Below are 12,219 nucleotides of genomic sequence, written 5' to 3' on the forward strand. Positions count from 1 at the left end.
CGTCCTCTCGTCGCGGTCGGCCGGCTCAGAAACCGAGTCGCCCGAGCTGTTTGGGGTCGCGCTGCCATTCCTTGGCCACGCGCACGTGCAGGGACAGGTACACCCGGCCGCCAACGAGGGGCTCGATGCCCTTGCGTGCCCGTGCGCCCACGTCGGCGAGGCGCGAGCCCTTGTGGCCGATGATGATCGCCTTCTGGCTGTCGCGCTCGACGACGATGTTCGCGTACACGTCGGTCAGATCGCTGTCTTCGCGTGCCGACACGTCATCGACGGTGACCGCGATCGAGTGCGGCAGCTCGTCGCGGACGCCCGCGAGGGCCGCCTCGCGGATGATCTCGGCGATCCGGTCCTCGAGCGACTCGTCGGTCGCCACGTCGTCGGGGTACAGCGCGGGACCCTCGGGCATGAGAGCGAGGAGTTCATCGCTGAGCACGTCGAGCTGCTCGCGGGTGACCGCGGACAGCGGGATCACCGCCGCCCAGTCCTCGCGCAGCGCGTCGACCTCGATCAGGCGCTCCGTGATCTGCTCGCGCGTGGCCGCATCGGTCTTCGTGACCAGTGCGACCTTCTTCGCACGCGGATAGCCCGAGAGCGACTCCGCGATGCGGCGGTCACCGGGACCGACCTTCTCGTTGGCGGGCACGCAGAACGCGATCACGTCGACGTCACCGAGCACTTGCTCGACCAGGTCGTTCAGTCGCTGCCCGAGCAGCGTGCGCGGACGATGGATGCCGGGAGTGTCGACGACGACGAGCTGACCGGCGGGCCGGTTGACGATGCCGCGGATCGCGCGGCGTGTCGTCTGCGGCTTGTCGCTCGTGATGGCGACTTTCTCGCCCACGAGGGCGTTCGTGAGCGTGGACTTCCCCACGTTCGGGCGGCCGACGAAGGTCACGAAGCCGGATCGGTTGTCGCTCATCTGTCGTTCCTCTCGCGGCCGGTGCCCGCGGGCGCCGACTCGTCGTCTTCGTCGTCGTTCGCGGCCCGCTCCACGATCACGGTCGCGATGCCGCGGTTGCGCCCGCGCGACGCTCCCCCGGTCATCACGAGGCCGGAGTGCTCTGCCGTGGCTCCGGGTTGCGGGATGCGACCCAGCGCCTTGCCCAGCAGGCCCCCGATGGAGTCGACGTCCTCGTCATCCAGTTCGAGGCCGAACAGGTCGCCGACCTCGTCGAGGCCGAGACGCGCGCTCACGCGGAATCGGCCGTCGTCGAGCGGTACGACCTCCGTCGAGGGGGCGTCGTATTCGTCGGAGATGTCACCGACCAGTTCCTCGATCAGGTCTTCGAGCGTCACGAGCCCCGAGACGCCGCCGTACTCGTCGATCGCGAGGCACACGTGCACGGCATCCCTCTTCATCTGCTGAAGCAGGGTCTCGGCTTTCATCGACTCCGGCACGAAGACCGCGGGACGCGCGATGCGGCGGATCGGCGCGTCGCGCCACCCCTCCTCCTCGCGGAACCCGAACTGCACGAGGTCTTTCAGATACAGCATGCCGACGATGTCGTCGGCATCGTCGTCGGCGAGGGGCACGCGCGAGACGCCCTTGTCGAGGAACAGCGCGAGGGCTTCTCGGGTCGTGGCTGCGGCATCCACGGTCACCATGTCGGTCCGGGGGACCATCACCTCGCGCACGTAGCGGTCGGTGAAGTCGAACACGGAGTGGATGAGCTCGCGGTCGTCCTGTTCGATGAGTTCGTTCTCGGCGGCCTCGTCGATGATGCTGAGGAGCTGCTCCTCGGACGCGAACGACGTCGACCGGGCGACGCCGGGGGTGATGCGGTCTCCCACCGCGACCAGTCCGTGGGCGAGCGGTCCCAGCAGGATGCGCATGCCGCTGATCACCGGAGCCCCGCCGCGGAGGAGGCCCGTCGCGTGCTGCCGGCCCACCGACCGGGGACTCGCCCCCACGAGGACGAACGAGATGCCGGTCATGAGGACCGCCGCGGCGATGAGCGCCAGCCAGATGTTGTCGAACAGCAGCATGAACGCCGCCGCCACCAGGACCGCGGCGCTGGTCTCGGCGAGCACGCGGATGAACGTCACGGCCGTGATGTGGGCGCTGGGGTCGTCGGCGATGCGCTGGAGCGAGCGGGCGTTGCGGCCGCTCGTGCCCAGTTCGGCCAGATCGGCGCGCGACGTGACGCCCAGCGCCGCCTCGGACGCGGCCATGAAGCCGCCGAAGGCGACGAGGAGGAGCGCGAGGACGAGGAGGACGGCCGCGGTCATGCGCGGCGGCGACGCTCGACGGCCTGGAAACCGGTGATGAGCTCGCGCTGCAGACCGAACATCTCGCGCTCCTCGTCGGGCTCGGCGTGGTCGAAGCCGAGGAGGTGGAGGAGGCCGTGCGTGGTGAGCAGGATCAGCTCGTCCTGAGTCGAGTGCTTCGCGGCGACGGCCTGCGTCTCGGCGACGGCCGGGCACAGCACGATGTCACCCAGCAGGCCCGCCGGGGTGGGCGAGTCCTCGGTGCCGGGGCGCAGCTCGTCCATCGGGAAGCTCAGGACGTCGGTCGGACCGGGCTCGTCCATCCACTGCACGTGGAGGGACTCCATGGCACCCTCGTCGACCAGCACGATGGCGACGTCGGCATCCGCGCTCACGTGCAACTCGGCGAGGTTGTACTCCATCAGTCGCAGGAGGACCTGCTCGTCGACCTCGTGGCCGGATTCGTTGTTGATTTCGATCGTCATGAGCGGTTTCGTCTCGGGAGGTGATCGCGCGGACCCGCGGGACGGGCCGCGCCGCGGCGTTCGGCACGGTTCGAGAGTTCGGAGGCCTCGTCGCGTTCGCGCCGGGCCACGAGACGCTTCTCGTCGTACTCGCTGTACGCATCGACGATACGGCCCACCAGGGTGTGCCGCACGACATCGTCGCTCGTGAGATACGAGAAGTGGATGTCATCGATGTCGCCGAGGACGCGAGTGACCAGGCGAAGCCCCGACGCGCCCTGCGGCAGGTCGATCTGCGTGATGTCGCCGGTGACCACCATGCGCGTGCCGAAGCCGAGACGCGTGAGGAACATCTTCATCTGCTCGGGCGTGGTGTTCTGCGCCTCGTCGAGCACGACGAACGAGTCGTTCAGGGTGCGCCCGCGCATGTAGGCCAGCGGCGCGACTTCGATCGTGCCCGTCGCCATGAGCTTCGGGACGATGTCGGGGTCCATCATCTCGTTGAGCGCGTCGTAGAGGGGGCGCAGGTACGGGTCGATCTTGTCGGTCAGGCTGCCGGGGAGGAAGCCCAACCGCTCCCCCGCCTCGACGGCCGGACGCGTGAGGATGATGCGGCTGACCTCTTTGCGCTGCAGCGCCTGCACGGCCTTGGCCATCGCGAGGTACGTCTTTCCGGTACCGGCCGGACCGATGCCGAACACGATCGTGTTCTCTTCGATCGCATCGACATAGGCCTTCTGCCCGAGAGTCTTAGGCCGGATGACCTTGCCGCGGGACGACAGAATCGCCTCGCCGAGCACCTCGGACGGACGAGGGCCGCCGTCCGAACGCAGGATGCGGCTCGAGCTCGACACGTCGGCCGGATCGAGACCCTGCCCGTTGCGCGTCATCGTGAGCAGCTCCTCGACGAGGCCTTTCGCCGCGGCCACGGCGGACGCGCCGCCGGAGAGAGTGATCTCGTTGCCGCGCACGTGGACGTCGACGTCGGGGTGCTCCTTCTCGACCACGCGCAGCAGGCGGTCTTGGGGGCCCAGAAGCTGGACCATGGCCACGCCGTCGGCGTACAGACGCTCGACGACGGGTTCTTCGGGGGAATCAGCCACCCGTGCTCTTTTCGTTCAGTCCGCCCGCGAGAACGTGGGCGTGTACATGGAAGACGGTCTGACCGGCACCGGCGCCGGTGTTGAAGACGAGGCGGAAATCGCCGTCCGCGTGCTCGGCGGCGACGGAGTTGGCCAGGCCCACGATCTCGGTGAGGAGATCGGGGTCTCCCGCGGCCAGCTCGACGACGTTGCGGTACTGCTCGGTCTTGGGGATCACGAGCAGATGCACCGGCGCCTGCGGCGCGATGTCGCGGATCGCGAAGGCGTTCTCGGTCTCGGCGACGATCTCGGCGGGAATCTCGCCTCGGAGGATGCGCGTGAAGATCGACGGCTCGGTCATGGCATCCAGTCTATCGACGGGGTCAGACAGGGGGTCGGGCGCGCGTCCGCGATCTGCGGTCGGGCGTTGCCGGGAGGCCGGTCGGGAGGGGCTACCAACGCCCCGTCGCGGCCGAGAGCACCGAGATCGCCGCAGCTCCCGCGGTCGAGGTGCGCAGGACCGTGTCGCCGAGGCGGACGAGGCGCGCCCCGGCATGGTGCAGTGCCTCGAGCTCGTCCGGCGCGATCCCGCCCTCGGGGCCGACGACGAGGACGACGTCGCGATCATCGGACGGGTCGGATGCCACAGCCGCGAGGCGCTCCTCGGCGGAGGGCTCGAGCACCAGCACGCGCGCCCCGTTCGCGCGAGACACGAGATCGGCGAGGCGTGCCACCCCCTCGATCTCGGGGATCCATGCGCGATGGGCCTGCTTCGCGGCCTCGCGCACGATCGTGCGCCAGCGGGTGAGGCCTTTCTCGGCCTTGGCATCCCACCGCGAGACACTGCGCGCGGCCTGCCACGGGACGATCGCATCGACCCCCAGCTCGGTCGCCGCCTGCACCGCGAGCTCGTCGCGGTCCCCCTTCGCGAGGGCCTGCACCAGGACGATCCGCGGCGAGGGGCCGGGAAGCTCGGCGCGGGCGGTGATCCGCACGTCGACCTGCTTCGGGGCGGCGGCCGTCACGAGGCCCTCGAGCCAGACTCCGTGACCGTCGCCGAGGGTGACGGCCTCGTCGACGCGGACACGGCGAACCGCGGCCGCGTGGTGCGCCTCCGGACCGGTGAGCACCACGACGTCGCCGACGCCGGCGGCCGACGCGTCGTCGGTCACGAAATGCAGCGCCACGATCAGTGCCGGAAGCGGTCGCGGAACTTCGAGAACATCCCCTGCTGGTGTTCGGCCAGCCGGGGCGCAGGGGCCTTCGTGCGCTTGGCGAATTCCTCGATGAGCGCGCGTTCCTTGTGATCCAATCGCGTCGGGGTCACCACGTGCACGCCCACCTTGAGGTCACCGCGCTGACTGCCCCGCAGCGGCGTGATGCCGCGGCCCTTGATCGTCAGCACGTCACCGGACTGCACGCCCGCCCGCACCTCGAGGTCGACGCTGCCGTCGAGCGACTCGATCGTCGTGGTCGCGCCGAGGATGGCATCCGGCATCGACACCTCGAGGGTCGCGACGAGGTCGTCGCCCTCGCGGCTGAACGAGTCGTGCGATTCGACGGTGATCTCGAGGTACAGGTCACCGTTGGGACCACCCGCGGGGCCGACCTCGCCCGACCCGGGGAGCTGGAGGCGCAGACCCGTCTCGACGCCCGCGGGGATGTCGACCGACACGGTACGGCGGGCACGGACACGACCCTGGCCCTGGCACGTTCCGCATGGGTACGGGATCGTCGTTCCGTACCCCTGGCACACGCTGCAGGGCTGGCTGGTCACGACGTTGCCGAGGAGGCTGCGGACCGTGCGCTGCACGTGACCGGAGCCGTGACAGATGTCGCAGGTGACTTCGCTCGTGCCCGGCTGCGTGCACGCGCCCTGACACGTCTCGCAGAGGACGGCCGTGTCGACCTCGAGGTCGCGGTGGACGCCGAACACGACGTCGCCGAGCTGCAGCGAGACGCGCACGAGCGCATCCTGTCCGCGCTCCCGACGCGACCGGGGCCGGGGGCCGCGGCCACCGCCGCCCTGTGCTCCGCCGAAGAACGTTTCGAAGATGTCGCTGAAGCCGCCGAAGCCCGCCGCTCCCCCACCGCCGAATGGGCTCTGGTCGCCGCCCATGTCGTAGCGGCGGCGCTGCTCGGGGTCGCTCAGCACGTCGTAGGCATGGGTGACGAGCTTGAAGCGCTCGGACGCGTCCGCGCCCGGGTTGACGTCGGGGTGGAGCTCGCGCGCCAGACGCCGATACGCGCGCTTGATGTCGTCGGGGCTGGCGTCGCGCGCGACGCCGAGGACCTCGTAGTGGTCAGCCACAATCGCCTTCCTGCCCGCTCACGCGGGGTCGATCAGATTCGGTGCGGGTCTCGTCAACGAGCGTTGTCGTCGTCTTCGAGCATCCGGGTCAGATAGTGCGCGACGGCGCGGACCGCCGCGAGGTTGGAGGAGTAGTCCATGCGCGTCGGACCCAGAAGGCCCACCCGCGCACCGCCGGCGGTACCGTCGTACCGGCTGGCGAGAACGGATGCCTCGACGAGACCGAACGGTTCGTTCTCGCGGCCGATGCTGGCCGACAGACCCTGCTCGTCGGCGACCATCTCGCTCATGAGCCGCAGCAGGGTCACCTGCTCCTCGATCGCCTCGAGGAGCGGATAGATACTGCCGCGGAAGTCGGACTCGCGTTTGGCGAGGGTCGCCGCGCCCGCCATGACGAGGCGGTCCTGGCGGAACTCGTCGAGCTCTTCGCCCACCACCCGGAGGACGGCGTCGGAGATGAGGTCGACGGCGATGCCGGGCCGGGGGCCGTCGACGGTCGCGGCGGCCACCGCCTGCGCGCAGTCCGCGACGCTCCGGCCGACCAAGAGGGCGCCCACGCGGGCGCGCAGCTGCACGATGTCGCCCTCCGTCGGCTCGACGGGCACGAGCGCGATGCGTTGCGAGACACGCCCCGTGTCGGTCACGAGGATGACGAGCACGCGAGGGCCGCCGAGGGCCACGAGTTCCACGTGGGAGAGGTTCGCCCGGGCGAACGAGGGGTACTGCACGATCGCGACCTGACCGGTCAGCTGCGTGAGCGCCCGGACCGTGCGCGCCAGGAGATCGTCGAGGTCACCGGCCTCGTCGAGGAACGAAGTGATCGCGCTGCGCTGGGCCGTCGACAACGGCCTCAACTCGGCCAGGTGGTCGACGAAGACGCGGTACCCCTTGTCGGTCGGCACCCGTCCGGAGGAGGTGTGCGGCGCGATGATCAGGTCTTCGTCTTCGAGCTGTGCCATGTCGTTGCGGATCGTCGCCGCGGAGACCCCGAAGGCGTGCCTCTCGACGATGGCCTTGCTGCCGACGGGTTCGCGCGTGTCGACGTAGTCCTGGACGATGGCGCGGAGCACCTGCAAGCCGCGTTCGGACACCATGGCGGGCTCCCTCCTTCTGGCACTCCGGACTCCTGAGTGCCAATTCTAGAACACCCGCCCGGCGGTGAGTCGGAAGCGCGCTCAGGCGGTGAGGGCCCGGACGACGGCGTCGGCGAGCAGCCGACCCCGGCGGGTCAGCACGATGCGCCCGCGGACGGCATCCGCTCCGTCGACGAGGCCATCGGCGATGAGGGATGCCACGGCCTTCCGGCCCTCGCCGAGCAGTTCGGATACCGGCAGACCGTCGCGGATGCGGCTGCGGAGCAGGACGGACTCGAGGCGTCGCGCGGTGTCATCCGGACGTTCCCGGGCCGCCGCGGGCGACTCGGCCGCCGCCAGACGCTGCGCGTAGGCCGCGGGATGTTTGACGTTCCACCAGCGGAGGCCCGCGACATGGCTGTGCGCGCCGGGTCCGAAACCCCACCAATCGGTGCCGCGCCAGTAGGCGAGGTTGTGGCGCGAGCGGTGCGCGCCGTCGGTCGCCCAGTTGGACACCTCGTACCAGTCGTACCCGGCGCCGGCGAGCAGATCGTCGGCCAACTCGTACATGTCGGCCTGAAGGTCGTCGGAGGGCTCGGCGACGACCCCGGAGCGGATCTGTCGCGCGAGCTTCGTGCCGTCCTCCACGATCAGCGCGTACGCGGAGATGTGGTCCGGGCGCAGAGCGATCGCCGTCTCGAGCGACGCGCGCCAGTCGTCGAGCGACTCCCCCGGTGCCCCGTAGATCAGGTCGAGCGAGACGTCGAGTCCGGCGGTTCGCGCCGACGCCACCGCCGTGGCGACGTTGCGAGGATCGTGCGTGCGGTCGAGCACGGCGAGCACGTGCGGCTGGGCGGACTGCATCCCGATCGACAGGCGGGTCACACCGGCCTCGGCGAGCGTCGCCGCGACGCGGTCGTCCACCGTGTCGGGATTGGCTTCGACCGTCACCTCTGCGCCGTCTCGGATGCCGAACTCGTCGCGCACCGCGTCGAGCATCCGCGCGAGGTCGCCCGGCGGCAGCAAGGTCGGGGTGCCGCCCCCGAAGAAGACGGTGGATGCCGCCCGCCGGGCGCCCGCGGCATCCATGACCGTCCCGGCCAGGCGCACTTCGGCCGCGAGCGTGTCGGCGAAGTCTTCCTGCCGCGCACCGCGCAATTCGCTCGAGGTGTACGTGTTGAAGTCGCAGTAGCCGCAGCGGACCCGGCAGAACGGGACGTGCAGGTAGACGCCGAAATCGGCCGTCGGGTCGATCGGCAGGTCTTCGGGCAGGCGCCCGTCGACGGGCGCCGCATCGCCGAGCGGCAGTGGTCCGCCCATCAGGATGTGTATAGCGGCGAGATCGCCCGGAGGTAGCGCTGGAAGAGCGCACGGCGGCGCCGGTTCACGAGTCCGATGAACACCCGGTACGACGGGGCGGTGGGTCGGTCGAACGCCCGGACCACGAACCACACCTCGTCGTTGTCGCGCCATTCGACGGCGAACAGTTCCTCGCCGCTGACGATCGAATGACCGACCGTGCCGAGGATGAAGCCGACGCGGCGAGGTTCTTCGAACACCGAGATCACGCGCAGATGCGCGTCGGCGCGGTGACCGTCGACCTTGCCGTGCAGACGCACACTCGACCCGGGGCTGACGAACGGCGTGCCGTCGGCGGCGAATCGCTGCTCCGAGGCGACGCGGCTGGGAGCGATCGGGGCACCCTCGGCGTCGAAGCCGACACCGGAGTATCCCCCGTCGGTCGCCGGACGCACGTCGCTGATGCTCAGCTCCTCCGAGCGCAACGGTGCCCACGACAGCAGCAGCTCGCCGGCGGCGGTGAACCGCTCCTCGCCGCTGCCGATTCGCCAGGAGTCCTCAGCGGGAACCGAATGTTCGGGCGGGTACTGCATGAGGTCGTGCGCCTGCGTGGCGCCGACGGCCGCATAGTCGACGGTGTCGTCGGTGAAGTTCTGCCGGCGCATAGTTTCCAGTCTCCTCTGCGCGGATGGGAGGACGATGGGCGTCGCTACTTCTTGGTCTCGACGTCGCCGGAAAGGGCGGCGATGAACGCCTCCTGCGGCACCTCGACCCGGCCCACCATCTTCATGCGCTTCTTGCCCTCTTTCTGCTTCTCGAGCAGCTTGCGCTTGCGGGTGATGTCACCGCCGTAGCACTTGGCGAGGACGTCCTTGCGGATCGCGCGGATGTTCTCGCGCGCGATGATCCGCGCGCCGATCGCGGCCTGGATGGGTACCTCGAACTGCTGGCGCGGGATGAGCTTGCGCAGGCGCTCGGTCATCATCGTGCCGTAGCTGTACGCCTTCTCGCGGTGGACGATCGAGCTGAAGGCATCCACCTTCTCGCCCTGCAGCAGGATGTCGACCTTCACCAGATCGGCGGTCTGCTGGCCGGCGGGCTCGTAGTCGAGGCTTGCATAGCCCTGCGTGCGGCTCTTGAGGTGGTCGAAGAAGTCGAAGACGATCTCGCCGAGGGGCATGTTGTAGCGCAGCTCGACGCGGTCTTCGCTGAGGTAGTCCATGCCGAGGAGGGTTCCGCGGCGCGACTGGCACAGCTCCATGACCGTGCCGACGTAGTCCTTCGGCAGCAGGATGCCGGCCTTGACGATCGGCTCGGACACCTCGGCGACGCGTCCGTCGGGGTACTCGCTCGGGTTGGTGACCGACACGGTCTCACCGGTGTCGGTGGTGACCTCGTACGTCACCGACGGGGCGGTGGTGATGAGGTCGAGGCCGAACTCGCGCGAGAGGCGCTCGGTGATGATCTCGAGGTGCAGCAGCCCCAGGAAGCCGGCGCGGAAGCCGAAGCCCAGGGCGACCGAGGTCTCGGGCTCGTACTGCAGCGAGGCGTCCGAGAGCTTGAGCTTGTCGAGGGCCTCGCGCAGCTCGGCGTAGTCGCTGCCGTCGATCGGGTAGATGCCCGAGAAGACCATGGGCTTCGGGTCGGTGTACCCGGCGAGGGCTTCGGTGGCGGGCTTGCGGTGGTTGGTGATCGTGTCGCCGACCTTGGACTGCCGAACGTCCTTCACACCGGTGATGAGGTAACCGACCTCGCCGACGCCGAGACCCTTCGTGGGTACCGGCTCGGGGCTGGAGACGCCGATCTCGAGCAGTTCGTGCGTCGCGGTGGTCGACATCATCTGGATCCGCTCGCGCGGCGACAGCGCGCCGTCGACCATGCGGACGTACGTCACGACACCGCGGTACGCGTCGTAGACGGAATCGAAGATCATGGCGCGGGCGGGAGCATCGGCCTTGCCCACCGGGGCCGGGATCTTCTCGACGATGAGGTCGAGCAGGTCTTCGACGCCCATACCCGTCTTGCCGCTCACGCGGAGGACGTCTTCCGGCTTGCCGCCGATGAGACCCGCGAGTTCGGCCGCGTACTTGTCGGGGTCGGCCGCCGGAAGGTCGATCTTGTTCAGCACCGGGATGATCGTCAGATCGTTCTCGAGCGCGAGGTAGAGGTTCGCGAGCGTCTGCGCCTCGATGCCCTGCGCGGCGTCGACGAGGAGGATCGCGCCCTCGCAGGCGGCGAGCGATCGGCTGACCTCGTACGTGAAGTCGACGTGGCCGGGCGTGTCGATCATGTTGAGCGCGAACGTCTCGCCCCCGACGGCCCACGGCATCCGCACGGCCTGCGACTTGATCGTGATGCCGCGCTCGCGCTCGATGTCCATGCGGTCGAGGTACTGCGCACGCATGTCGCGGTCGGCGACGACGCCGGTGATCTGCAGCATGCGGTCGGCCAACGTCGACTTGCCGTGGTCGATGTGGGCGATGATGCAGAAGTTGCGGATCTGCGCCGGCGGCGTGGCGGACGGCTCAAGGGGCTTCAGGGCGCGCGGTGACATGTTCCGTCGATTCTACGGGCGGCGGCCGACATCGCCGTCCCGGGTGGGTGCACAGGCGGCGTTCGTAGGGTGGATGCCATGACGGTCCAGGTCGTGTTGGTGCACGGCATCCGCACGTCCGCGACGATGTGGCGCGCCCAGGTCGAGCATCTGCGGCAGCGCGGGAACCCCGTCACGGCGGTGGATCTGCCGGGGCACGGGACGCGCCGTGGCGAGACGTTCACCCTCGATGAGGCGTTCGCGACGATCGATCGGGCGGTTCGGGATGCCGCGACCCGCGGTCCCGTGCTGCTCGTCGGGCACTCCATGGGCGGCCTCCTGTCGATCGAGTACGTCGGCCGCGAGGATCCGCCGCCGGTCGCCGCGTTCGTCGCGGCATCCTGCACGTCGATCCCCCGGGGTGCGGGACTCGCCGCGTACCGCTTCTTCGCGCGGCGGCTGGATGCCTTTCCCGACCGCGGCATGCGCGTGACGAACTACGTGCTCGAGCGCACGCTGCCGCCCGAGACCCGCGAAGACTTCGGCGCGGGCGGGTACGCCTTCGACGCGCAGGACACGGCGTTGCGCAGCCTGTCGGTGCTCGACCTGCTCGCGGCGCTCCGGCGCATCGCCGTGCCGCTGTGGTTCGTCAACGGGCAGTGGGATCAGCTGCGGGTGAACGAGAAGCTGTTCACCTCGGTCGCGCGCGACGCCGAGCTCATCGTCGTGCCGCGGACGACGCATCTCGTGACGGCGATGCGGCCGCGCGTGTTCAACGCGGTGCTGGACGTGGCGCTCACCACGGTGGAAGCCTCGACCTGATAGACTCGGTCCTTGGCTTGCGTGTGGGGTTTTCCCCGACCTCCACGACCGCCGGTGCAGCGCCCCTCTACCGCTCGCCCGGCATTTCCATACTCACTCAAACGAAAGACCGTCGAACGTGGCGAACATCAAGTCGCAGATCAAGCGCAACAAGACCAACGAGAAGGCGCGCGAGCGCAACAAGGCCGTCAAGAGCGAGCTGAAGACGCACGTGCGTCGCACTCGCGAGGCCGTCCTCGCCGGTGACAAGGAAGCCGCCGAGAAGGCCCTCGTCGTCGCCGGTAAGAAGCTCGACAAGGCCGTGAGCAAGGGTGTCATCCACCAGAACCAGGCCGCGAACCGCAAGTCGGCCATCGCGAAGCAGGTCGCCGCTCTCTGAGCCACATCCTTTCGACAGCCCGTCCCGCACCGCGGGGCGGGCTTCGTC

At 69.4% G+C, this 12,219-nt stretch carries 13 protein-coding genes; 2 read left to right on the plus strand and 11 right to left on the minus strand.

Features of this window, described 5'->3' with window-relative positions; all coding sequences use genetic code 11:
* Positions 1 to 25: 25 nt before the first annotated feature.
* The 11 genes from era to lepA form a co-directional block, all read right to left on the minus strand.
* Entirely contained in the window at positions 26 to 919 is an 894-nt protein-coding gene (era, locus tag AC3WLZ_RS08590; RefSeq protein WP_492469746.1) for a GTPase Era, read from the minus strand.
* The gene (locus AC3WLZ_RS08595; protein ID WP_492469747.1) at positions 916 to 2,229 is read right to left on the minus strand and encodes a hemolysin family protein; all 1,314 of its coding nucleotides are present in this window, start codon (positions 2,227 to 2,229) and stop codon (positions 916 to 918) included. Before AC3WLZ_RS08595 ends, era begins: the two co-directional genes overlap by 4 nt.
* Positions 2,226 to 2,693, minus strand: coding sequence for an rRNA maturation RNase YbeY (ybeY, locus tag AC3WLZ_RS08600; protein WP_412924569.1), 468 nt, complete (start codon positions 2,691 to 2,693; stop codon positions 2,226 to 2,228). The genes AC3WLZ_RS08595 and ybeY overlap by 4 nt, the downstream gene beginning before the upstream one ends.
* Complete coding sequence (locus AC3WLZ_RS08605) at positions 2,690 to 3,718, minus strand: PhoH family protein (RefSeq protein WP_492470960.1); 1,029 nt, start codon at positions 3,716 to 3,718, stop codon at positions 2,690 to 2,692. Before AC3WLZ_RS08605 ends, ybeY begins: the two co-directional genes overlap by 4 nt.
* A 49-nt stretch (positions 3,719 to 3,767) precedes the next feature.
* Positions 3,768 to 4,115 carry an HIT domain-containing protein gene (locus AC3WLZ_RS08610; RefSeq protein WP_492469748.1) on the minus strand — a complete coding sequence of 116 codons (348 nt, stop codon included), beginning with the start codon at positions 4,113 to 4,115 and terminating at the stop codon, positions 3,768 to 3,770.
* Positions 4,116 to 4,206: 91 nt separating this feature from the next.
* Positions 4,207 to 4,941, minus strand: a complete 735-nt coding sequence (locus tag AC3WLZ_RS08615) for a 16S rRNA (uracil(1498)-N(3))-methyltransferase (protein WP_492469749.1) — start codon at positions 4,939 to 4,941, stop codon at positions 4,207 to 4,209.
* A 2-nt stretch (positions 4,942 to 4,943) separates the two neighbouring features.
* Positions 4,944 to 6,065 carry a molecular chaperone DnaJ gene (gene dnaJ / locus AC3WLZ_RS08620; protein ID WP_492469750.1) on the minus strand — a complete coding sequence of 374 codons (1,122 nt, stop codon included), beginning with the start codon at positions 6,063 to 6,065 and terminating at the stop codon, positions 4,944 to 4,946.
* Between the two features lie 53 nt (positions 6,066 to 6,118).
* Positions 6,119 to 7,159 carry a heat-inducible transcriptional repressor HrcA gene (gene hrcA, locus AC3WLZ_RS08625; RefSeq protein ID WP_412924572.1) on the minus strand — a complete coding sequence of 347 codons (1,041 nt, stop codon included), beginning with the start codon at positions 7,157 to 7,159 and terminating at the stop codon, positions 6,119 to 6,121.
* A gap of 81 nt (positions 7,160 to 7,240) precedes the next feature.
* Entirely contained in the window at positions 7,241 to 8,458 is a 1,218-nt protein-coding gene (gene hemW / locus AC3WLZ_RS08630) for a radical SAM family heme chaperone HemW (RefSeq protein WP_412924573.1), read from the minus strand.
* Entirely contained in the window at positions 8,458 to 9,102 is a 645-nt protein-coding gene (locus tag AC3WLZ_RS08635; protein WP_492469751.1) for a DUF1990 domain-containing protein, read from the minus strand. Before AC3WLZ_RS08635 ends, hemW begins: the two co-directional genes overlap by 1 nt.
* A gap of 44 nt (positions 9,103 to 9,146) precedes the next feature.
* Entirely contained in the window at positions 9,147 to 10,991 is a 1,845-nt protein-coding gene (lepA, locus tag AC3WLZ_RS08640; protein ID WP_492469752.1) for a translation elongation factor 4, read from the minus strand.
* 78 nt (positions 10,992 to 11,069) lie between these two features.
* On the opposite strand from lepA, the gene AC3WLZ_RS08645 reads away from it, so the two are divergent.
* On the plus strand, positions 11,070 to 11,792 hold the full coding sequence (locus AC3WLZ_RS08645) for an alpha/beta fold hydrolase (protein ID WP_492469753.1): 723 nt from the start codon (positions 11,070 to 11,072) through the stop codon (positions 11,790 to 11,792).
* Positions 11,793 to 11,910: 118 nt separating this feature from the next.
* Complete coding sequence (rpsT, locus tag AC3WLZ_RS08650; protein ID WP_412924578.1) at positions 11,911 to 12,171, plus strand: 30S ribosomal protein S20; 261 nt, start codon at positions 11,911 to 11,913, stop codon at positions 12,169 to 12,171.
* Positions 12,172 to 12,219: the final 48 nt, after the last annotated feature.

Source organism: Microbacterium sp. FW305-3-2-15-F-LB2 (assembly GCF_058787255.1).

Excerpts from the sequence above, each read along its gene's own strand:
- AC3WLZ_RS08645 (WP_492469753.1), top strand. The coding sequence starts at position 11,070 with ATGACGGTCCAGGTCGTGTTGGTGCACGGCATCCGCACGTCCGCGACG.
- ybeY (WP_412924569.1), bottom strand. The coding sequence starts at position 2,693 with ATGACGATCGAAATCAACAACGAATCCGGCCACGAGGTCGACGAGCAG.
- AC3WLZ_RS08605 (WP_492470960.1), bottom strand. The coding sequence starts at position 3,718 with ATGGTCCAGCTTCTGGGCCCCCAAGACCGCCTGCTGCGCGTGGTCGAG.
- hemW (WP_412924573.1), bottom strand. The coding sequence starts at position 8,458 with ATGGGCGGACCACTGCCGCTCGGCGATGCGGCGCCCGTCGACGGGCGC.
- AC3WLZ_RS08635 (WP_492469751.1), bottom strand. The coding sequence starts at position 9,102 with ATGCGCCGGCAGAACTTCACCGACGACACCGTCGACTATGCGGCCGTC.
- era (WP_492469746.1), bottom strand. The coding sequence starts at position 919 with ATGAGCGACAACCGATCCGGCTTCGTGACCTTCGTCGGCCGCCCGAAC.
- AC3WLZ_RS08610 (WP_492469748.1), bottom strand. The coding sequence starts at position 4,115 with ATGACCGAGCCGTCGATCTTCACGCGCATCCTCCGAGGCGAGATTCCC.
- lepA (WP_492469752.1), bottom strand. The coding sequence starts at position 10,991 with ATGTCACCGCGCGCCCTGAAGCCCCTTGAGCCGTCCGCCACGCCGCCG.
- hrcA (WP_412924572.1), bottom strand. The coding sequence starts at position 7,159 with ATGGTGTCCGAACGCGGCTTGCAGGTGCTCCGCGCCATCGTCCAGGAC.
- AC3WLZ_RS08595 (WP_492469747.1), bottom strand. The coding sequence starts at position 2,229 with ATGACCGCGGCCGTCCTCCTCGTCCTCGCGCTCCTCCTCGTCGCCTTC.